The 21,692-nt window shown below is 68.1% G+C and carries 18 protein-coding genes and 3 tRNA genes; 18 read left to right on the top strand and 3 right to left on the bottom strand.

Translation table 11 applies throughout. From position 1 onward, the window contains the following. Positions 1–61 precede the first annotated feature (61 nt). From ACYVMZ_RS16055 to ACYVMZ_RS16030, 6 genes are all read left to right on the top strand, one after another. Positions 62–134 (top strand) — tRNA-Thr (locus ACYVMZ_RS16055). A 45-nt stretch (positions 135–179) separates the two neighbouring features. Continuing rightward, positions 180–252 (top strand) — tRNA-Met (locus ACYVMZ_RS16050). An 87-nt stretch (positions 253–339) separates the two neighbouring features. Then, entirely contained in the window at positions 340–504 is a 165-nt protein-coding gene (gene rpmG, locus ACYVMZ_RS16045; protein ID WP_003948671.1) for a 50S ribosomal protein L33, read from the top strand. A 137-nt stretch (positions 505–641) separates the two neighbouring features. Then, positions 642–1,094 (top strand): FAS1-like dehydratase domain-containing protein, encoded by a 453-nt coding sequence (locus ACYVMZ_RS16040; protein WP_461079994.1) that lies wholly within the window; start codon positions 642–644, stop codon positions 1,092–1,094. Positions 1,095–1,101: 7 nt separating this feature from the next. Beyond that, positions 1,102–1,530, top strand: coding sequence for a MaoC family dehydratase (locus tag ACYVMZ_RS16035; RefSeq protein WP_461079992.1), 429 nt, complete (start codon positions 1,102–1,104; stop codon positions 1,528–1,530). Between the two features lie 466 nt (positions 1,531–1,996). Next, positions 1,997–3,076, top strand: a complete 1,080-nt coding sequence (locus tag ACYVMZ_RS16030) for a UDP-N-acetylmuramate dehydrogenase (RefSeq protein ID WP_461079990.1) — start codon at positions 1,997–1,999, stop codon at positions 3,074–3,076. Between the two features lie 21 nt (positions 3,077–3,097). Here ACYVMZ_RS16030 and ACYVMZ_RS16025 read toward each other — a convergent pair whose 3' ends face one another. Continuing rightward, positions 3,098–3,730 carry an NAD(P)-dependent oxidoreductase gene (locus ACYVMZ_RS16025; protein WP_461079988.1) on the bottom strand — a complete coding sequence of 211 codons (633 nt, stop codon included), beginning with the start codon at positions 3,728–3,730 and terminating at the stop codon, positions 3,098–3,100. A gap of 104 nt (positions 3,731–3,834) precedes the next feature. Between ACYVMZ_RS16025 and ACYVMZ_RS16020 the strand changes: the two genes are divergently transcribed. Further along, complete coding sequence (locus tag ACYVMZ_RS16020; protein WP_461079986.1) at positions 3,835–4,437, top strand: TetR/AcrR family transcriptional regulator; 603 nt, start codon at positions 3,835–3,837, stop codon at positions 4,435–4,437. 176 nt (positions 4,438–4,613) lie between these two features. On the opposite strand, the gene ACYVMZ_RS16015 is transcribed toward ACYVMZ_RS16020, so the two are convergent. Further along, complete coding sequence (locus ACYVMZ_RS16015) at positions 4,614–5,663, bottom strand: adenosine deaminase (RefSeq protein ID WP_461079984.1); 1,050 nt, start codon at positions 5,661–5,663, stop codon at positions 4,614–4,616. A gap of 143 nt (positions 5,664–5,806) precedes the next feature. Next, positions 5,807–7,033: a pyridoxal phosphate-dependent aminotransferase gene (locus ACYVMZ_RS16010; protein WP_461079982.1), complete on the bottom strand. Its 1,227-nt coding sequence runs from the start codon at positions 7,031–7,033 to the stop codon at positions 5,807–5,809. Between the two features lie 271 nt (positions 7,034–7,304). On the opposite strand from ACYVMZ_RS16010, the gene ACYVMZ_RS16005 reads away from it, so the two are divergent. From ACYVMZ_RS16005 to ACYVMZ_RS15955, 11 genes are all read left to right on the top strand, one after another. Beyond that, positions 7,305–7,377, top strand: a tRNA-Trp gene (locus tag ACYVMZ_RS16005). A gap of 108 nt (positions 7,378–7,485) precedes the next feature. After that, entirely contained in the window at positions 7,486–7,773 is a 288-nt protein-coding gene (gene secE / locus ACYVMZ_RS16000) for a preprotein translocase subunit SecE (RefSeq protein WP_461079980.1), read from the top strand. A gap of 81 nt (positions 7,774–7,854) precedes the next feature. After that, positions 7,855–8,679 carry a transcription termination/antitermination protein NusG gene (nusG, locus tag ACYVMZ_RS15995; protein WP_461079978.1) on the top strand — a complete coding sequence of 275 codons (825 nt, stop codon included), beginning with the start codon at positions 7,855–7,857 and terminating at the stop codon, positions 8,677–8,679. Positions 8,680–9,044: 365 nt separating this feature from the next. Then, positions 9,045–9,479, top strand: a complete 435-nt coding sequence (gene rplK / locus ACYVMZ_RS15990; protein ID WP_289933151.1) for a 50S ribosomal protein L11 — start codon at positions 9,045–9,047, stop codon at positions 9,477–9,479. 81 nt (positions 9,480–9,560) lie between these two features. Beyond that, positions 9,561–10,286 (top strand): 50S ribosomal protein L1, encoded by a 726-nt coding sequence (rplA, locus tag ACYVMZ_RS15985; protein ID WP_461079975.1) that lies wholly within the window; start codon positions 9,561–9,563, stop codon positions 10,284–10,286. A 127-nt stretch (positions 10,287–10,413) separates the two neighbouring features. After that, positions 10,414–11,277 carry a LolA-like protein gene (locus ACYVMZ_RS15980; RefSeq protein WP_461079973.1) on the top strand — a complete coding sequence of 288 codons (864 nt, stop codon included), beginning with the start codon at positions 10,414–10,416 and terminating at the stop codon, positions 11,275–11,277. A 90-nt stretch (positions 11,278–11,367) separates the two neighbouring features. Further along, positions 11,368–12,201, top strand: a complete 834-nt coding sequence (locus tag ACYVMZ_RS15975; RefSeq protein WP_461079971.1) for a LolA-like protein — start codon at positions 11,368–11,370, stop codon at positions 12,199–12,201. 290 nt (positions 12,202–12,491) lie between these two features. Next, positions 12,492–13,022, top strand: coding sequence for a 50S ribosomal protein L10 (rplJ, locus tag ACYVMZ_RS15970; protein WP_461079969.1), 531 nt, complete (start codon positions 12,492–12,494; stop codon positions 13,020–13,022). Between the two features lie 114 nt (positions 13,023–13,136). After that, positions 13,137–13,526 (top strand): 50S ribosomal protein L7/L12, encoded by a 390-nt coding sequence (gene rplL / locus ACYVMZ_RS15965; protein WP_461079967.1) that lies wholly within the window; start codon positions 13,137–13,139, stop codon positions 13,524–13,526. Between the two features lie 594 nt (positions 13,527–14,120). Beyond that, positions 14,121–17,606, top strand: a complete 3,486-nt coding sequence (rpoB, locus tag ACYVMZ_RS15960; protein ID WP_461079965.1) for a DNA-directed RNA polymerase subunit beta — start codon at positions 14,121–14,123, stop codon at positions 17,604–17,606. A 94-nt stretch (positions 17,607–17,700) separates the two neighbouring features. Continuing rightward, a complete protein-coding gene (locus tag ACYVMZ_RS15955; RefSeq protein WP_461079963.1) occupies positions 17,701–21,600 on the top strand; it encodes a DNA-directed RNA polymerase subunit beta' in 3,900 nt (1,299 codons plus the stop codon). Positions 21,601–21,692 lie beyond the last annotated feature (92 nt).

The following is a 21,692-nucleotide window of genomic DNA, read 5'->3' as shown; positions in this document are numbered from 1 at the left end:
GCGGGGGCCGGGAAACGGATTTGGGCGAACGGGCGCCGAGCGTGTAATGTCTTCATCGCTCGCCCCAATAGCTCAGTCGGCAGAGCGTCTCCATGGTAAGGAGAAGGTCAACGGTTCGATTCCGTTTTGGGGCTCTGGTGTGACGGTTCCCGCCGCGAGGCGGGGCCCGGCCACATCAAAGCGGTGTAGCTCAGTCGGTAGAGCAAGCGGCTCATAATCGCTGTGTCACCGGTTCAAGTCCGGTCACCGCTACTTTCAGTAGCCGATTGCGGGGTCGGTCCTTCGATCGGCTACTCTTCTTGCGTTAAACCAGTCAACCGTTCGTCAAGGAGCACTCACGTGGCTGCCACCGACGTCCGCCCGAAGATCACGCTGGCCTGCGTGGAGTGCAAGGAGCGGAACTACATCACCAAGAAGAACCGGCGTAACAACCCGGACCGTCTTGAGATGAAGAAGCACTGCCCGCGTTGCAACGCGCACACTGCGCACCGCGAAACGCGATAAAACAGGCTCGTACGCGAGGCCGCCCCTGCTGTCAGGGGGCGGCCTCGCGTCGTTTCGGCCAGCCGGTTACCGGTCGGTTCTCGGCCGACCGCAGGTCAGCGACAGGTCACACCAGCAGACACAGGAGGTACCGAGCCATGGCGCTCGACCAGTCCTTCGTGGGGCGGACCTATCCGCCCACCGACCCCTATGAGGTGGGCCGGGAGAAGATCCGTGAGTTCGCCGAGGCGGTGGGAGACGCCAACCCGGCGTACACGGACGCGGAGGCCGCCAAGGCGCTCGGCCACCCCGACGTGATCGCCCCGCCGACCTTCGTCTTCGCGATCACCTTCAAGGCGGCTCGGCAGGTCATCGAGGATCCCAAGCTCGGCCTGGACTACAGCCGTGTGGTGCACGGCGACCAGAAGTTCGCCTACAGCCGCCCGGTGCGCGCCGGCGACCGGCTCACGGTCACCTCGACCATCGAGTCGATCAAGTCCCTGGCCGGCAACGACATCCTGGACGTCCGTGGCGAGGTCCACGACGAGGCCGGTGAGCACGTCGTGACCGCCTGGACCAAGCTGGTGGCCCGTGCGGCCGAGGAGGCGTGAGCACACCATGACGGCGAAGATTGCCCACTCCGACGTCGAGGTCGGCACCGAACTGCCCGCGCAGACGTTTCCCGTGACCCGCGCCACACTCGTCAAGTACGCGGGCGCCTCCGGCGACTTCAACCCGATCCACTGGAACGAGAAGTTCGCCCAGGAGGTCGGCCTGCCGGACGTCATCGCGCACGGCATGTTCACCATGGCCGAGGCCATCCGTGTGGTCACCGACTGGGTCGGTGACCCGGGCGCGGTCGTCGAGTACGGCGTCCGCTTCACCAGGCCCGTCGTCGTCCCGAACGACGACAAGGGAGCCGAGATCGAGGTCAGCGGCAAGGTCGCCGCCAAGCTCGACGACCACACGGTCCGTGTCGACCTGACGGCGACCAGCGCGGGTCAGAAGGTGCTGGGAATGGCGCGGGCGGTTGTGCGACTGGCCTGAGCAGGCCTTTCAAGGGCCCGGTTCAGGGGCTCGTCGTGTCGGGGAGCCCGTCCTGGAGGGGCGGCCCGAGCGTGCGGAATCGCATGCCGGGCTGCCCCTCCAGCGTGCGGTGCCCGTCCGGAGAGGCCGGGCGGAGCGCGGGCCGCCGCTCCGCGATCAGGCTCCGCTGTCCTCCATCGACGCACGCAAGCCTCACCGCGGCCCGGCGGGGCGGCAATCCACCGCACGCGGGGCCTGCCGCACACACCGCGGGCGGATACGTCGTCGCGGCCGAGACGCGTATCGAGGTGAGCCACCGCACCGGCGGTACGCGGCGGCCCTCGCCGAACTGCGCGCGCTGCGCGACGCCTACGCCCTGCCGGGGCCGAGCCTGTAGATCCTCCAGCGGCGCATCCCGGAGGGCGGCAAGGTGCCCCCCACCTGAGGCCGGCCGCCTCCGCGCGCGGCCGGGACGGCGAGGGCGAAGGTGCCGTCTCGTACTCTTGAGCCCGTGCAGGTACTCCACGACGCCCCCCTCGCCCCGCTGACCACCTTCCGGCTGGGCGGCCCCGCCACCCGGCTGGTCACCGCGACGACCGACGACGAGGTGATCGACGTCGTCCGCGAGGCCGACGACACCGGAACGCCCCTGCTGCTCATCGGCGGCGGCTCGAACCTGGTCATCGGCGACAAGGGCTTCGACGGCACCGCACTGGTCATCGCCACCAAGGGCTTCTCGCTCGACGGCACCAGGCTGGAGCTGGCCGCCGGCGAGGTGTGGACCGACGCCGTCGCCCGCACCGTCGAGGCGGGCCTCGCAGGCATCGAGTGCCTGGCCGGCATTCCCGGCTCGGCGGGCGCGACCCCCATCCAGAACGTGGGCGCGTACGGCCAGGAGGTCTCCTCCACGATCACCGAGGTGATCGCGTACGACCGCACCACCCGCCAGACGGTCACCCTGGCGAACGAGGACTGCGCCTTCTCCTACCGCCACAGCCGCTTCAAGGCCGACCCCGAGCGGTACGTCGTCCTGCGCGTCCGCTTCGAGCTGGAGGACGCCGGCGGCCTGTCGGGCCCCCTGAAGTACGCCGAGACGGCCCGCGCCCTCGGTGTCGGACCGGGCGACCGCGTACCGCTGGCCGACGCCCGCGACACCGTGCTCAAACTGCGCGCCGGAAAGGGCATGGTCCTCGACCCCGAGGACCACGACACCTGGTCCGCCGGTTCCTTCTTCACCAACCCGATCCTCACGGACGCCGAGTTCGCCGCCTTCCGCACGCGCGTGCGTGAGCGGCTCGGCGACGGCGTCGAGCCGCCCGCGTACCCGGCGGGGGAGGGCCACACCAAGACGTCCGCGGCCTGGCTGATCGACAAGGCGGGCTTCACCAAGGGCTACGGCAGCGGCCCCGCCCGCATCTCCACCAAGCACACCCTCGCCCTCACCAACCGGGGCGACGCGACCACGGAGGACCTGCTGGCACTGGCCCGGGAGGTCGTCGCCGGCGTCCGCGACGCCTTCGGCATCACCCTGGTCAACGAGCCGGTGACGGTCGGAGTCAGCCTCTAGGGACCGCCCTCAGCAGGCACTTCAGTAGGCAACGCCCACGCCCTGCTTCACGGTGGCCGCGTCGTCGACCATCGCCAGCATCGCGTGGGCCACATCGGCCCGCCCGATGAACCGCCCCTTGGCCGGGCACCCTCCGACAACCGTCCGATACACCCCGCTGACCGGCTTGTTCTGCAGCCGAGGCGGCCGTACGACGGTCCAGTCGGTGGCGCTGCGGGCGATCTCCGCCTCCATCGCCCGCAGATCGACGTAGACGTCCTTCAGAACCGCCGAAACGATCCCGCGCACCGTACGGTCGAACAGCCCGTCCCCCTCCGGTTCGGGCCCCACCGGCGCGGCGCTCACCACCAGCAGCCGCCGCACACCCTCCGCCTCCATCGCACCCAGCACCGTACGGGTCAGCCGGGTCGCGATCCCCGCGTCCTTGCTGCTGCGGGCACCCAGCCCGGACAGCACCGCGTCCCGCCCGGCCACCGCCGGCCGTACCGCCTCCGGGTCGCCCAGGTCGGCCCGGAACACCTCCAGCCCCGCGCCGGTCACCGTCAGCCGCGCCGGATCCCTCACAACCGCCGTGACCTGGTGCCCCGCGCCCAGCGCCTGCCGTACGAGCTCCCCACCAATGCCTCCCGTGGCACCGAACACCGTCAGCCTCATGACGCACTCCCCCTGCTCCAACCGGGTGTGTGAGTACTACTCACCCCTGATTCCCCTAGAGTGAGTAAGTACTCACCCACCCGTCAACCCCGGTTGGAGAAGCCATGCGGTCACCGGCCCCCAAGCCGGCCCGGGAACGCGTCCTGGACGCCGCCCACCACCTGATGCTCACCGTGGGACTCGCCCGCACCACCACCAAGGAGATCGCCCGGGCCGCCGGCTGCTCCGAGGCCGCGCTGTACAAGCACTTCGCGAGCAAGGAAGAGCTGTTCATCCGCGTCCTGACGGAACGGCTGCCGCAGCTGGCACCCCTGCTGCACAGCCTGGCCGCCGAGCCGGGGCAGGGCACGCTGACCGACAACCTCACCGAGATCGCCCGCCAGGCGGCCCTGTTCTACGAGCAGAGCTTCCCGATCGCGGCCTCGCTGTACGCCGAGACGCAGCTCAGGCAGCGGCACGACGACGCGATGCGCGAGATGGGCAAGGGCCCGCACCTGCCGATCGAGGGCCTCGACGCGTACCTGCGAGCCGAACAGGCCGCAGGCCGCATCAGATCCGACGCGGACACCTTCGCCGCGGCCTCACTGCTCCTGGGCGCGTGCGCGCAGCGGGCCTTCGCCTACGAGGCGGCACCCGGCGGCCGACCCCCGGTGGACGACTTCGCCCGACGCCTGGCCCGCACGCTGCTTGCTGGAATTGGTGGGTGAGCGGCGCGGGGCGCCGCCGCGCGGCCAAGCGGCTGCACGCAGCAAGGTGGACGCACTGGCACTCGCCCACGCACGAAAGGGGACACCCCCGGCGCGGCCCGCCCCACCCACCGGACAGCGGGTGCTGCACAAGCCCCCCGCACAGGCCGCCGCAGGCATCCGCACCCGAACCCGCATCACACCCCCGCCACCCCTGGCGCCGCCAGCCACCCATCGATCCCCGCCAGCAGCTTCTCCTTCACATCCTCCGGCGCCGCCGACGCACGTACCGACTGCCGCGCCAACTCCGCCAGCTCCGCGTCCGTGAACCCGTGATGCCGCCGCGCGAGCTCGTACTGGGCCGCCACGCGCGAGCCGAACAGCAGCGGATCGTCGGCGCCCAGCGCCATCGGCACGCCCGCCTCGAACAGCGTCCGCAGCGGCACGTCCTCCGGCTTGTCGTACACACCCAGCGCCACGTTCGACGCCGGGCACACCTCGCACGTCACCTGCCGGTCCGCGAGCCGCTTCAGCAGCCGGGGCTCGTCCGCCGCCCGCACGCCGTGCCCGATCCGGTGGGCCCCCAGGTCGTCCAGACAGTCCCGCACCGACGCCGGCCCGGCCAGCTCACCCCCGTGCGGCGCCGACAGCAGCCCGCCCTCCCGCGCGATCGCGAACGCCCGGTCGAAGTCCCGCGCCATACCCCGCCGTTCGTCGTTCGACAGCCCGAAGCCGACGACGCCCCGGTCCGCGTACCGCACCGCCAGCCGCGCCAGGGTCCGGGCATCCAGCGGATGCTTCATCCGGTTCGCGGCGACCAGCACCCGCATCCCCAGCCCGGTCTCCCGCATCGCGCTCTCCACCGCGTCCAGGATGATCTCCAGCGCCGGAATCAGCCCACCCAGCCGAGGCGCGTACGACGTCGGGTCCACCTGGATCTCCAGCCACCCGGAGCCGTCCTTCACATCCTCCTCCGCGGCCTCCCGCACCAGCCGCTGGATGTCCTCCGGCTCCCGCAGGCACGAGCGCGCCGCGTCGTACAGCCGCTGAAAGCGGAACCAGCCCCGCTCGTCCGTCGCCCGCAGCTTCGGAGACTGCCCGCTGGTCAGTGCGTCGGTCAGCGCGTCCGGCAGGTGCACCCCGTACTTGTCGGCCAGCTCCAGCAGGGTGGTCGGCCGCATGGACCCGGTGAAGTGCAGGTGCAGATGGGCTTTCGGCAGCTCAGAGAGATCACGTACACGCTCCATCCCAGGATCCTGCCGTACGCCCCGCCCGCCCCGGTAGCTCTTTCCCCGAACGTGGTCTTGCTCGCACGCGCAAACGACAAAGCGGACCGCTTCCCCCGAGGAGAAGCGGCCCGCCACCAACCCACTCTCAAGAGGAGGCTGGATCAGTCCCTGGCCTCCGAAAGCAGCTTCTGCATCCGGCTCACGCCCTCGACGAGATCCTCGTCCCCCAGCGCGTACGACATCCGCAGATACCCCGGCGTACCGAACGCCTCGCCCGGCACCACCGCGACCTCGGCCTCCTCCAGGATGAGCGCGGCCAGCGCGACGGTGTCCTGCGGCCGCTTGCCGCGGATCTCCTTGCCGAGCAGGGCCTTCACCGACGGGTACGCGTAGAACGCGCCCTCGGGCTCCGGGCACACCACGCCGTCGATCTCGTTCAGCATCCGCACGATCGTCTTGCGGCGCCGGTCGAACGCCTCACGCATCGTCGCCACCGCGTCCAGGTCACCGGAGACAGCGGCCAGCGCCGCCACCTGGGCCACGTTGGACACGTTCGACGTCGCGTGCGACTGCAGGTTCGTCGCGGCCTTGACCACGTCCTTCGGGCCGATGACCCACCCGACCCGCCAGCCGGTCATCGCGTACGTCTTGGCGACACCGTTGACGACGACGCACTTGTCGCGCAGCTCGGGCAGCAGCGCCGGCAGCGACACGGACACCGCGTCGCCGTAGACCAGGTGCTCGTAGATCTCGTCGGTCAGCACCCACAGCCCGTGCTCGACGGCCCAGCGGCCGATCGCCTCGGTCTCCTGCTCGCTGTAGACCGCGCCCGTCGGGTTGGACGGAGACACGAAGAGGACGACCTTGGTCTTCTCGGTGCGGGCCGCCTCCAACTGCTCCACGGTCACGCGGTAGCCGGTGGTCTCGTCGGCGACCACCTCGACCGGCACACCGCCCGCGAGCCGGATCGACTCGGGGTACGTCGTCCAGTACGGCGCCGGGACGATGACCTCGTCACCCGGGTCCAGGATCGCGGCGAAGGCCTCGTAGATGGCCTGCTTGCCGCCGTTGGTGACGAGGACCTGGGAGGGGTCCACCTCGTAGCCGGAGTCACGCAGCGTCTTCGCGGCGATCGCGGTCTTCAGCTCGGGCAGACCGCCGGCCGGCGTGTAGCGGTGGTACTTGGGGTTCTTGCAGGCCTCGACGGCCGCCTCGACGATGTAGTCCGGGGTCGGGAAGTCGGGCTCGCCGGCGCCGAAGCCGATCACCGGACGCCCGGCGGCCTTGAGGGCCTTGGCCTTGGCGTCCACGGCGAGGGTGGCGGACTCGGAGATCGCGCCGACTCGGGCGGAGACCCGGCGCTCGGTGGGAGGGATTGCAGCGCTCATGCGGCCCATCGTTTCAGACCGGAAACGTGCGTGGCACGCGGGTTCACGGACTGAACAGCACCGGGCAAACCCGCGAACACCAGTCCGGATCCACCCCGCGGCCAGGGCGATCTTCGGCCGATCCGCCGTGCCCGACGCCCCTCACACGCCCTTTCTGTTCGACGACCGGCCGCAGACCACGTACACTCTCACCTCGTTGGCCTTCAACAGCCGCGCCCTCACGGTGCACATCCAGCACCCGGGCGGATGCGGTACGTTGGGGGACACACAAAGGGTCGTAGCTCAATTGGTAGAGCACTGGTCTCCAAAACCAGCGGTTGGGGGTTCAAGTCCCTCCGGCCCTGCTACACACACCTTCGCCAGGATGTGTGCGCATGTACGTACAGCATTGCACCGCCGTGCGGCTCAGACCGGGCGCGGCACGGCCACGACCCGGAATCAGGTGAGGACGAGTGACGGACGCCGTGGGCTCCATCGACATGCCTGATGCCCAGGACGAGGCGCCGGAGTCCAGGAAGAAGACCCGTAAGGGTGGTAAGCGTGCCAAGAAGGGCCCGCTGAAGCGCCTCGCGCTCTTCTACCGTCAGATCATCGCGGAGCTCCGCAAGGTCGTCTGGCCGACGCGCAGCCAGCTGACGACGTACACGACCGTCGTGATCATCTTCGTCGTCATCATGATCGGCCTGGTGACCGTGATTGACTATGGACTCAGCCACGCCGCCAAGTACGTCTTCGGCTGATCCGCAAGCGAAGAGCGCCGAGGTACCCGGCGCTCCTTTTCGCATGTTCCACCCCTATGTATCCAGGAAGAAGCAGCCACCGTGTCTGACCCGAACGTGAACGACGCCATCGAGCCGGTCGAGTCCGTCGAGGACGAGCTCGACACCGTCGAGGGCGCGGACAGCGAGGACACCGAGACCTCCGCCGAGGTCGAGGCTGCCGACGCCGCCGAGACCGAGGCCGAGGCCGAGGGTGACGCCGCCGCCGAGACCGAGGCCGAGGAAGCGGAGACCGAGACCGAGCCCGAGCTCGACCCGGTCGAGAAGCTCCGCCAGGAGCTGCGCGGCCTGCCCGGCGAGTGGTACGTCATCCACACCTACGCGGGCTACGAGAAGCGCGTGAAGGCCAACCTGGAGCAGCGCGCCGTCTCGCTGAACGTCGAGGACTTCATCTACCAGGCCGAGGTGCCCGAGGAAGAGATCGTCCAGATCAAGAACGGCGAGCGCAAGACGGTCAAGCAGAACAAGCTCCCCGGCTACGTCCTCGTCCGCATGGACCTGACCAACGAGTCCTGGGGCGTCGTCCGCAACACCCCCGGCGTCACCGGCTTCGTGGGCAACGCCTACGACCCGTACCCGCTGACCCTGGACGAGATCGTCAAGATGCTCGCCCCGGAGGCCGAGGAGAAGGCCGCCCGCGAGGCCGCCGAGGCCGAGGGCAAGCCGGCTCCGCAGCGCAAGGTCGAGGTCCAGGTGCTGGACTTCGAGGTCGGCGACTCGGTCACCGTCACCGACGGCCCGTTCGCCACGCTCCAGGCCACCATCAACGAGATCAACCCCGACTCGAAGAAGGTCAAGGGCCTGGTGGAGATCTTCGGCCGCGAGACGCCGGTCGAGCTCTCCTTCGACCAGATCCAGAAGAACTGAGCCCTCTGGCCGCGATACACGGCCAGGACGCCCCGGACCCGGAGACGCCCTCCGGTCCGGGGCGTCGGCGTGACACCGGTGGTTCTTCGGCACCTGCCAGGTGGCGTACGAGGCCGCCGGGCAGCGCGGCGGGTCGCGCTCGCGAGCGAGGCCGACACCTCGGATGCGGCCTTCCTGATCGCCCTGCCGAGTCCGCGCGGACAGCTTGACCTGCTCGATTTCGTTCTTCGCCCGGGCAACGGCTATCGTTGCACGGTATGCCTCCTGCGGGATGAATCATCCGAACCACCGGACGGGACCGTCCGAACGGTCCTCCGATGGGCGCAGGCGGCGATCAACCTCTCACGTAAGGACCCGGAGAGAGCATGCCTCCCAAGAAGAAGAAGGTCACGGGGCTCATCAAGCTCCAGATCCAGGCCGGCGCCGCCAACCCGGCCCCGCCGGTCGGCCCCGCGCTGGGTCAGCACGGCGTCAACATCATGGAGTTCTGCAAGGCCTACAACGCCGCGACCGAGTCGCAGCGCGGTTGGGTCATCCCGGTGGAGATCACGGTCTACGAGGACCGTTCCTTCACCTTCATCACCAAGACCCCGCCGGCCGCCAAGATGATCCTCAAGGCCGCGGGCATTGAGAAGGGCTCCGGCGAGCCGCACAAGACCAAGGTCGCCAAGATCACCCGCGACCAGGTCCGCGAGATCGCCCAGACGAAGATGCCCGACCTCAACGCCAACGACCTGGACGCCGCCGAGAAGATCATCGCCGGCACCGCCCGTTCCATGGGCGTCACGGTCGAGGGCTGACCTCAACCCCCGTAAGCAGCAGAAGTGTGGAAGGGCCTGCTCGGCCCGGACCACGACTCCTAAGAACACACAGGAGCAGTAGTGAGCAAGCGCAGCAAGTCCCTTCGCGCTGCGGACGCCAAGATCGACCGGGAGAAGCTCTACGCTCCCCTCGAGGCCGTCCGTCTCGCCAAGGAGACCTCCACGACCAAGTTCGACGGCACCGTCGAGGTCGCCCTGCGTCTGGGCGTCGACCCGCGCAAGGCCGACCAGATGGTCCGTGGCACCGTGAACCTTCCGCACGGCACCGGTAAGACCGCCCGGGTCCTGGTCTTCGCGACCGGCGACCGTGCCGAGGCCGCGCGTGCCGCGGGCGCCGACATCGTCGGCGCCGACGAGCTGATCGACGAGGTGTCGAAGGGCCGCCTGGACTTCGACGCCGTCGTCGCCACCCCAGACCTCATGGGCAAGGTCGGTCGCCTCGGCCGCGTGCTCGGTCCCCGTGGTCTGATGCCGAACCCCAAGACCGGCACCGTGACCCCGGACGTCGCCAAGGCCGTCACCGAGATCAAGGGCGGCAAGATCGAGTTCCGTGTCGACAAGCACGCGAACCTGCACTTCATCATCGGCAAGACGTCGTTCGACGACACCAAGCTGGTGGAGAACTACGGCGCGGCCATCGACGAGATCCTGCGTCTGAAGCCGTCCGCCGCCAAGGGTCGCTACATCAAGAAGGCCGCCATCACCACCACGATGGGCCCCGGCATCCCGGTCGACCCGAACCGCACCCGCAACCTCCTCGTCGAGGAGGACCCGGCCGCGGTCTGAGCCTGACGGCTCACCCGAGAACCGGTCACGGGCCCGGCACCTTTCGAGGTGCCGGGCCCGTTCCCTTTGCAGGACATGGGTCAGCGCGCCGGGTTAGCGTGCAGGCACGCGACAGGCAGGGGGACGTATGAAGGGCTGGGCGGTACGCCGGGCAGGCCTCGCGATGGCGGTGGCGGCCGCACTGACGGGAACGGCCGCCTGCACATCCTCCGGCTCCTCCGGCGAGGGCCGCCACCCGACCCACGAGGCTTCGCCGCACGCCGGCTCCCTGGCGGCCCTGCGCTCCGCCGCACGCTCCACCGACCGGGCCGACTCCGCCCGCGTCGAGTCCACGACGACCATGGGCACGCTGATGTCGATGACGGCCGACGGCACCCTCGCCTGGGACGACGGCATCACCGGCACCCTCACCATCAGATACACCGGCGGCACCGTGGCCGACACCATGCGCCGGCTCGGCACCACGTCCATGGAGGCCCGCTACCTGCCCGACGCCTACTACGCGCGCATGGGCGACAAGTTCGCCGAGCAGACCGGCGGCAAGCACTGGATCCGGTACGCGTACGACGACCTGGAGGCCCTCGCCGGTGGCTCCGGCGCCCTCCTCAGGGACCAGATGCGCAACACCACGCCCAACCAGTCCGTGAAGTTGCTGCTGGCCTCCGGGGACGTACGGAAGGCCGGCGAGGAGACGGTCCGCGGCGAGCGCACCACGCGCTACACCGGCACGGTGCACGTGGCGGACGTCACCGACGCCGCCCTGAAGAAGCAGCTCACCGAGGCCGGCGTCACCACCGAGACCGTCGACATCTGGGTCAACGACGAGGACCTCCTGGTCAAGAAGGTGGAGAAGGCCCGGATGGCGACGGGCCAGATGACCCAGACCGCGTACTACGACGACTACGGCGTGAAGGTGCCCGCCGAGAAGCCCCCGGCCGGCGACACCCAGGACTTCCGGGAACTGCTGCAGAAGCAGGGCGGAGCGTCCTGAAGCCCGCCTAATTCGGAGGTTCACTCCCGCACCGTGAGATACGCTCACGCCCTTGCTGTGTATCAGCCATGTATTCCTTGGGGGGAATCGATGAAGGCGTCCACGAAGTCGTCCATACCCGCCGCCGGCCTCGCCGCCGCGCTCCTCGCCGGCGGTGCCGTCGGCTGCGGTACCGAGTCGCCGGAGATGTCGCCCGCGGCGGCCGTCGCCAAGGCGGCGAAGAACACGGAGGACATCAAGTCCTTCCGCTACCGCATGACCGGCCAGGTCCCGGAGGAGGGGCGGATCAAGGGCGAGGCCCAGATGTCGGTCAAGCCCACCATCGCCATGAGCATGAAGATGACGGCGCTGGAGCAGGGCGAGGCCGGCTCCGTGGAGATCCGGCTCGTCGACAAGGCCATGTACATCGGCGGGGGTGCCGAGATGGCCAAGGAGATGGACGGCAAGAGCTGGATGAAGTTCGACATGGCCGCGCTCGGCGCCGACAAGGGGCTGAACGAGCTCGGGGCCGCCGGCCAGGCCCAGCAGAACCCGGCGGCGGAGTCCACCTTCCTCACCGGCGCCAAGGACGTGAAGAAGGTCGGCACCGAGAAGGTCGACGGCGTCGAGACCACCCGCTACTCGGGCACGGTCACCCTCGACGAATTCCGCGCCTCCCTCAAGGACGAGGACAAGGCCACCCGCGAGCGGCGCGAGAAGAGCATCGACCAGTACGAGAAGATGGGCGTCGACAAACTCACCATGGACATGTGGGTCGACGGCGAGGACCACACCAAGCAGTTCCGCATGCGGGGCGATACCGACAAGGGCCCGCTCGACATGACCATCACCTTCCACGACGTCAACGAGCCGGTGACCATCACGGCCCCGCCCGCCAATGACGTCGTCGACCTGGCCGAGATGATGAAGGACGCCGGGGCCTGAGCCTCGGAGGAGCGGATTTGCTTGACAGCGATTCGTTCACGTACCCTCACACAGAAGCCAAAGACCGCTGGTCGTTGCCGTGCGCTCGTACGAGGGCGCGGTGGCCGAAGGATCCGCTGAACTGCGGACGACCCGCGTAGGTGACAGTGGAAGAGTTCCCGGAACACGCATATCCGCGTGCGTGTGCCGGTTGAGCTACGCCCCGTGCGCCTGCGCCGGGGCGTTTCGTTTTCCCCAGTCCTCCTTCGGGTCCGCGCGGTCCGAATCACCCGGAAGGAGGCCGAGGCTCTATGGCGAGGCCCGACAAGGCTGCCGCGGTTGCCGAGCTGACGGACAAGTTCCGCAGCTCCAACGCCGCCGTGCTGACCGAGTACCGCGGTCTCACCGTGGCCCAGCTCAAGCAGCTGCGCCGTTCGCTCGGTGAGAACGCCCAGTACGCCGTGGTGAAGAACACGCTGACCAAGATTGCGGCCAACGAGGCCGGGATCTCGACGCTGGACGACCAGTTCACTGGTCCGACGGCGGTTGCCTTCATCACCGGTGACCCGGTGGAGTCGGCGAAGGGTCTTCGTGACTTCGCCAAGGACAACCCGAATCTCGTCATCAAGGGCGGTGTCCTTGACGGCAAGGCGCTGTCCGCCGACGAGATCAAGAAGCTTGCGGACCTCGAGTCCCGCGAGGTTCTGCTCTCCAAGCTGGCCGGTGCCTTCAAGGCGAAGCAGTCCCAGGCTGCCTCCGTCTTCCAGGCGCTGCCGTCGAAGCTCGTCCGCACCGTGGACGCGCTCCGTGCCAAGCAGGACGAGCAGGGCGGTGCCGAGTAATTCGGCTCGCTTTCCGATCCTCGCCGCGTGAGGTGAGGGTCGACGCGGGCCCGACGTACGCCCGCCTTACCCAGTACATCCGGCACCTGCCGATTTAGTGGAAGGACCGCCATCATGGCGAAGCTCACCCAGGACGAGCTGCTTGCCCAGTTCGAGGAGATGACCCTCATCGAGCTCTCCGAGTTCGTGAAGGCCTTCGAGGAGAAGTTCGACGTCACCGCCGCCGCGGCCGCCCCGGTCGTCGTCGCCGGTGGTGCCGCCGGTGGCGCTGCCGCCGAGGCCGAGCCGGAGAAGGACGAGTTCGACGTCATCCTCACCGGCGCCGGTGACAAGAAGATCCAGGTCATCAAGGTCGTGCGCGAGCTGACCTCCCTCGGCCTGAAGGAGGCCAAGGACCTGGTCGACGGCACCCCGAAGCCGGTCCTCGAGAAGGTCAACAAGGAGCAGGCCGACAAGGCCGCCGAGGCCCTCAAGGGCGCCGGCGCCTCCGTCGAGGTCAAGTAAGACCTTCCAGGTCGTCTAGGGCCTCCGCAGGGTCGCGTACGGCGTCTCGTACAGCCCTGTAACGCTCAAGCACCGAAGAGCGATCATCCATCCGGGTGGTCGCTCTTCGGCGTCTTCGGGAGGTCCGGCGGCGGCTGCCTTGCACCTGTGGCGGCGCGGAGTATGGTGATCTTCGTCGTGTCGCCGCAGGCCCTGAGGTCCCCATGGTGGCAAGCGGTTTGGGCAAGAGGGGCCTTGACGAACCGCACGCAGCGCGCAATTCTCAGGACGCGTCGTCACAGGATCCGAATCCGAGGCATGGATCGGCGACGAAGAGGGCAGTATCAACGTGCGTTGAGGGCAGGGCCTTGTCGCAGGTGTTGAGAACAACGAGGGTCAAAGAGGGTCTCGCGAACCCGCACTGGACATCAGTGTGCCATGTGGCTACACTGACCCTTTGCGCTGCCTGTTAGCTGTCCCCTGCCCGTCACCAGGGGTCTGCCCTCACCTGAGCACCGACGACAAGATCATCCCTGACCTGGGATTCCTGTCTCTGTGTGCGGGGGAGGGGCCGGTACGCGCGTAGTGAGTCCGAGCCCTCGGAAGGACCCCCTCTTGGCCGCCTCGCGCACTGCCTCGACCGCGAATACGAACAACGGCGCCAGCACCGCCCCGCTGCGCATCTCCTTTGCAAAGATCAAGGAGCCCCTCGAGGTTCCGAACCTTCTCGCGCTGCAAACCGAGAGCTTCGACTGGCTGCTCGGCAATGACGCGTGGAAGGCTCGCGTCGAGGAGGCTCTCGAGAACGGTCAGGACGTCCCCACCAAGTCCGGTCTGGAGGAGATCTTCGAGGAGATCTCCCCGATCGAGGACTTCAGCGGGTCGATGTCGCTGACCTTCCGCGACCACCGCTTCGAGCCGCCGAAGAACTCGATCGACGAGTGCAAGGAGCGCGACTTCACGTACGCGGCCCCGCTCTTCGTCACCGCCGAGTTCACCAACAACGAGACCGGCGAGATCAAGTCCCAGACCGTCTTCATGGGCGACTTCCCGCTCATGACGAACAAGGGCACCTTCGTCATCAACGGCACCGAGCGTGTCGTGGTGTCGCAGCTGGTCCGTTCGCCGGGTGTCTACTTCGACTCCTCCATCGACAAGACCTCCGACAAGGACATCTTCTCCGCCAAGATCATCCCGTCCCGGGGTGCCTGGCTGGAGATGGAGATCGACAAGCGCGACATGGTCGGTGTCCGTATCGACCGCAAGCGCAAGCAGTCCGTGACCGTGCTGCTCAAGGCTCTGGGCTGGACCACCGACCAGATCCTGGAGGAGTTCGGCGAGTACGAGTCCATGCGCGCCACCCTGGAGAAGGACCACACCCAGGGCCAGGACGACGCGCTGCTCGACATCTACCGCAAGCTGCGCCCGGGCGAGCCCCCCACGCGCGAGGCCGCGCAGACGCTGCTGGAGAACCTCTACTTCAACCCCAAGCGCTACGACCTCGCGAAGGTCGGCCGCTACAAGGTCAACAAGAAGCTCGGTACGGACACGCCGCTCGACGCCGGCGTGCTCACCACCGACGACATCATCGCCACCATCAAGTACCTGGTGAAGCTGCACGCCGGTGAGACGGAGACGGTCGGCGAGTCCGGTCGCTCGATCATCGTCGAGACCGACGACATCGACCACTTCGGCAACCGTCGTATCCGCAGCGTCGGCGAGCTGATCCAGAACCAGGTCCGTACGGGTCTCGCCCGTATGGAGCGTGTCGTGCGTGAGCGCATGACCACCCAGGACGTCGAGGCGATCACGCCGCAGACCCTGATCAACATCCGGCCGGTCGTCGCCTCCATCAAGGAGTTCTTCGGCACCAGCCAGCTGTCCCAGTTCATGGACCAGAACAACCCGCTGTCGGGGCTGACGCACAAGCGTCGTCTCAACGCCCTCGGCCCGGGTGGTCTCTCCCGTGAGCGGGCCGGTTTCGAGGTCCGTGACGTTCACCCGTCGCACTACGGCCGCATGTGCCCGATCGAGACGCCGGAAGGCCCGAACATCGGTCTGATCGGCTCGCTCGCCTCCTACGGGCGGGTCAACGCGTTCGGCTTCATCGAGACGCCGTACCGCAAGGTCGTCGACGGCCAGGTCACCGACGAGGTCGACTACCTGACCGCCGACGAGGAGGACCGCTTCGTCATCGCGCAGGCCAACGCGCCGCTCACCGACGACATGCGGTTCGCCGAGGCCCGCGTGCTGGTCCGCCGCAAGGGCGGCGAGGTCGACTACGTCGGCGGCGAGGACGTGGACTACATGGACGTCTCGCCGCGCCAGATGGTGTCGGTCGCGACCGCCATGATCCCGTTCCTCGAGCACGACGACGCCAACCGTGCCCTCATGGGCGCGAACATGATGCGCCAGGCCGTTCCGCTGATCCAGGCGGAGGCCCCGCTCGTCGGCACCGGCATGGAGTACCGCTCCGCCGTCGACGCCGGCGACGTCGTCAAGGCCGAGAAGGCCGGTGTGGTCCAGGAGGTCTCCGCGGACTACATCACCACCGCCAACGACGACGGCACGTACATCACGTACCGCCTGGCCAAGTTCTCGCGCTCCAACCAGGGCACCTCGGTCAACCAGAAGGTCATCGTCAGCGAGGGCGACCGCGTCATCGAGGGCCAGGTCCTCGCCGACGGCCCGGCCACCCAGAACGGCGAGATGGCGCTGGGCAAGAACCTGCTCGTGGCGTTCATGCCGTGGGAAGGCCACAACTACGAGGACGCGATCATCCTCAGCCAGCGCCTGGTGCAGGACGACGTCCTCTCCTCGATCCACATCGAGGAGCACGAGGTCGACGCCCGTGACACCAAGCTCGGCCCCGAGGAGATCACCCGGGACATCCCGAACGTCTCCGAGGAGGTCCTCGCCGACCTCGACGAGCGCGGCATCATCCGCATCGGTGCCGAGGTCATCGCCGGTGACATCCTCGTCGGCAAGGTCACCCCGAAGGGTGAGACCGAGCTGACGCCGGAGGAGCGCCTGCTGCGCGCGATCTTCGGTGAGAAGGCCCGTGAGGTCCGTGACACCTCGCTGAAGGTGCCGCACGGCGAGACCGGCAAGGTCATCGGCGTGCGCGTCTTCGACCGCGAGGAGGGCGACGAGCTGCCGCCTGGCGTGAACCAGCTGGTCCGCGTCTACGTGGCCCAGAAGCGCAAGATCACCGATGGTGACAAGCTCGCCGGCCGTCACGGCAACAAGGGTGTCATCTCCAAGATCCTGCCGATCGAGGACATGCCGTTCCTGGAGGACGGCACCCCGGTCGACATCATCCTCAACCCGCTGGGTGTGCCGTCCCGAATGAACCCGGGACAGGTCCTGGAGATCCACCTCGGCTGGCTCGCCAGCCAGGGCTGGGACGTCTCCGGCCTGGCGGACGAGTGGGCGCAGCGCCTGCAGCAGATCGGCGCCGACCGCGTCGAGCCCCGTACGAACGTGGCGACCCCCGTCTTCGACGGCGCCCGTGAGGACGAGCTCGCCGGTCTGCTGGAGCACACCATCCCGAACCGCGACGGCGACCGCATGGTGCTCCCGACCGGTAAGGCGAGGCTGTACGACGGCCGCTCCGGCGAGCCGTTCCCGGAGCCGATCTCGGTCGGCTACATGTACATCCTCAAGCTGCACCACCTGGTCGACGACAAGCTGCACGCCCGCTCGACCGGTCCGTACTCGATGATCACCCAGCAGCCGCTGGGTGGTAAGGCCCAGTTCGGTGGCCAGCGCTTCGGTGAGATGGAGGTGTGGGCCCTCGAGGCCTACGGCGCCGCGTACGCCCTCCAGGAGCTGCTGACCATCAAGTCCGACGACGTCACCGGCCGCGTGAAGGTCTACGAGGCCATCGTCAAGGGCGAGAACATCCCCGAGCCCGGCATCCCCGAGTCCTTCAAGGTGCTCATCAAGGAGATGCAGTCCCTGTGCCTCAACGTGGAGGTGCTGTCCTCGGACGGCATGTCCATCGAGATGCGCGACACCGACGAGGACGTCTTCCGCGCTGCGGAGGAGCTTGGCATCGACCTGTCCCGGCGTGAGCCGAGCAGCGTCGAAGAGGTCTGACGGGAGTTCGGAGGCCTTCGTCATGAAGGCCTCCGGCCCCAGGACCCCCGTATCAGACCCCATGACTTACAACCCTGAGAGGGATTGACGCATAGTGCTCGACGTCAACTTCTTCGACGAGCTCCGGATCGGTCTGGCCACCGCTGACGACATCCGTCAGTGGAGCCACGGCGAGGTCAAGAAGCCCGAGACCATCAACTACCGCACCCTCAAGCCCGAGAAGGACGGCCTCTTCTGCGAGAAGATCTTCGGCCCGACCCGGGACTGGGAGTGCTACTGCGGCAAGTACAAGCGCGTCCGCTTCAAGGGCATCATCTGCGAGCGCTGTGGCGTCGAGGTCACGCGCGCCAAGGTGCGCCGTGAGCGGATGGGCCACATCGAGCTCGCCGCGCCCGTCACGCACATCTGGTACTTCAAGGGCGTTCCGTCGCGGCTGGGCTACCTGCTCGACCTCGCCCCGAAGGACCTGGAGAAGGTCATCTACTTCGCCGCGTACATGATCACGTACGTGGACGAGGAGCGCCGTACGCGCGACCTGCCCTCGCTGGAGGCCCACGTCTCCGTCGAGCGCCAGCAGATCGAGCAGCGCCGCGACGCCGACCTGGAGGCCCGCGCCAAGAAGCTCGAGGCCGACCTGGCCGAGCTGGAGGCCGAGGGCGCCAAGGCCGACGTGCGCCGCAAGGTGCGCGAGGGTGCCGAGCGCGAGATGAAGCAGCTGCGCGACCGCGCCCAGCGCGAGATCGACCGTCTCGACGAGGTGTGGAACCGCTTCAAGAACCTCAAGGTCCAGGACCTGGAGGGCGACGAGCTGCTCTACCGCGAGCTGCGGGACCGCTTCGGCACGTACTTCGACGGTTCGATGGGTGCCGCGGCGCTGCAGAAGCGCCTGGAGTCCTTCGACCTGGAGGAGGAGGCCGAGCGCCTCCGCGAGATCATCCGTACCGGCAAGGGCCAGAAGAAGACCCGTGCGCTCAAGCGCCTGAAGGTCGTCTCCGCGTTCCTGCAGACGTCCAACAGCCCCAAGGGCATGGTGCTGGACTGCGTGCCGGTCATCCCGCCGGACCTGCGTCCGATGGTGCAGCTGGACGGTGGCCGCTTCGCGACCTCCGACCTGAACGACCTGTACCGCCGTGTGATCAACCGGAACAACCGCCTGAAGCGCCTCCTCGACCTCGGTGCGCCCGAGATCATCGTGAACAACGAGAAGCGCATGCTTCAGGAGGCCGTCGACGCGCTCTTCGACAACGGCCGTCGTGGCCGCCCGGTGACGGGCCCCGGCAACCGTCCGCTGAAGTCGCTGTCCGACATGCTGAAGGGCAAGCAGGGCCGCTTCCGTCAGAACCTGCTCGGTAAGCGTGTCGACTACTCGGCGCGTTCCGTGATCGTCGTCGGTCCGCAGCTGAAGCTGCACCAGTGCGGTCTGCCGAAGGCGATGGCGCTGGAGCTCTTCAAGCCGTTCGTGATGAAGCGCCTGGTCGACCTGAACCACGCGCAGAACATCAAGAGCGCCAAGCGGATGGTCGAGCGCGGCCGTACGGTCGTGTACGACGTGCTGGAAGAGGTCATCGCGGAGCACCCGGTTCTGCTGAACCGTGCGCCCACGCTGCACCGCCTCGGCATCCAGGCCTTCGAGCCGCAGCTGGTCGAGGGCAAGGCCATCCAGATCCACCCGCTCGTCTGCACCGCGTTCAACGCGGACTTCGACGGTGACCAGATGGCCGTGCACCTGCCGCTGTCCGCGGAGGCGCAGGCCGAGGCCCGCATCCTGATGCTGTCCTCGAACAACATCCTCAAGCCCGCCGACGGCCGTCCCGTGACGATGCCGACCCAGGACATGGTCCTCGGTCTGTTCTTCCTCACCACGGACGCCGAGGGCCGCGACATCAAGGGCGAGGGCCGTGCCTTCGCCTCCGTCGCCGAGGCGATCATGGCGTTCGACGCGGGCGAGCTCTCGCTCCAGTCGCCGATCGACATCCGCTTCCCGGTGGGCACCATCCCGCCGCGTGGCTGGACGCCGCCGGCGCGCGAGGAGGGCGAGCCGGAGTGGCAGCAGGGTGACAGCTTCCGTCTGAAGACCACGCTCGGCCGTGCGCTCTTCAACGAGCTGCTGCCCGAGGACTACCCGTTCGTCGACTACGAGGTCGGCAAGAAGCAGCTCTCCGAGATCGTCAACGACCTCGCCGAGCGCTACCCGAAGGTCATCGTGGCGGCGACGCTCGACAACCTGAAGGCGGCCGGCTTCTACTGGGCCACGCGTTCCGGCGTCACGGTCTCGATCTCCGACGTCGTCGTCCCCGAGGCGAAGAAGGAGATCGTCGCCAAGTGGGAGGCCGCGGACGAGAAGGTCCAGAAGCAGTACGAGCGCGGTCTGATCACGAAGGATGAGCGGACCCAGGAGCTCATCGGCATCTGGACCAACGCGACCAACGAGGTCGCCGAGGCCATGACGGGCAACTTCCCGAAGACCAACCCGATCTTCATGATGGTCAACTCGGGTGCCCGAGGAAACATGATGCAGATGCGTCAGATCGCCGGTATGCGCGGTCTGGTGTCCAACGCCAAGAACGAGACCATCCCGCGGCCGATCAAGGCGTCGTTCCGCGAGGGTCTGTCCGTGCTGGAGTACTTCATCTCCACGCACGGTGCCCGTAAGGGTCTGGCGGACACCGCCCTGCGTACCGCCGACTCGGGTTACCTCACCCGTCGTCTGGTCGACGTCTCGCAGGACGTCATCATTCGCGAGGAGGACTGCGGCACCGACCGCGGCCTCAAGCTCCGTATCGCGGAGGTGGACGCCAACGGCGTGCTGACCAAGGCGGAGAACGTCGAGACGTCCGTGTACGCGCGCTGCCTCGCCGAGGACATCGTGGTCGACGGCAAGGTGCTGGCCCCGGCCGGCACCGACCTGGGCGACGTGCTCATCGACGAGCTCATCCGCCAGGGCGTCGGGGAGGTCAAGACCCGCTCGGTCCTGACCTGCGAGTCCGCGGTCGGCACCTGCGCCATGTGCTACGGCCGTTCGCTCGCCACCGGCAAGCTGGTCGACATCGGTGAGGCGGTCGGCATCATCGCCGCCCAGTCCATCGGTGAGCCCGGTACCCAGCTGACGATGCGTACCTTCCACACCGGTGGTGTGGCCGGTGACGACATCACGCAGGGTCTGCCGCGTGTCGTCGAGCTCTTCGAGGCCCGTACCCCGAAGGGTGTCGCCCCGATCTCCGAGGCCTCCGGCCGCGTGCGGATCGAGGAGACCGAGAAGACCAAGAAGATCGTCATCACCCCGGACGACGGCAGCGACGAGACGGCCTACCCGATCTCGAAGCGCGCCCGTCTCCTGGTCAGCGAGGGCGAGCACGTCGAGGTGGGCCAGAAGCTCACCGTGGGTGCCACCAACCCGCACGACGTGCTGCGCATCCTGGGCCAGCGCGCCGTCCAGGTCCACCTGGTCGGCGAGGTCCAGAAGGTCTACAACTCGCAGGGTGTGTCGATCCACGACAAGCACATCGAGATCATCATCCGGCAGATGCTGCGCCGCGTGACGATCATCGAGTCCGGCGACGCCGAGCTGCTGCCCGGCGAGCTGGTCGAGCGCTCCCGCTTCGAGCAGGAGAACCGTCGTGTGGTCCAGGAGGGCGGTCACCCGGCCTCCGGTCGTCCGCAGCTCATGGGTATCACCAAGGCCTCGCTGGCGACCGAGTCCTGGCTGTCGGCGGCGTCCTTCCAGGAGACGACCAGGGTCCTCACGGACGCGGCGATCAACGCCAAGTCCGACTCCCTGATCGGCCTCAAGGAGAACGTCATCATCGGTAAGCTCATCCCGGCCGGTACGGGCCTGTCCCGCTACCGCAACATCCGGGTCGAGCCGACCGAGGAGGCCAAGGCCGCGATGTACTCGGCCGTCGGCTACGACGACATCGACTACTCGCCGTTCGGCACGGGTTCTGGGCAGGCCGTGCCGCTGGAGGACTACGACTACGGGCCGTACAACCAGTAAGCGAGCAGTCTCAACTGAAGGGCGGTCACCCCGTTTTCGTACGGGGAGGCCGCCCTTCGGCGTTTCCAGCGTTTCCTGCGCGTATCACCCGA

Source organism: Streptomyces deserti, from assembly GCF_054782695.1.
Note: the sequence above shows the minus strand (reverse complement) of the source record. Positions and strands in the feature narration are given on the sequence as shown.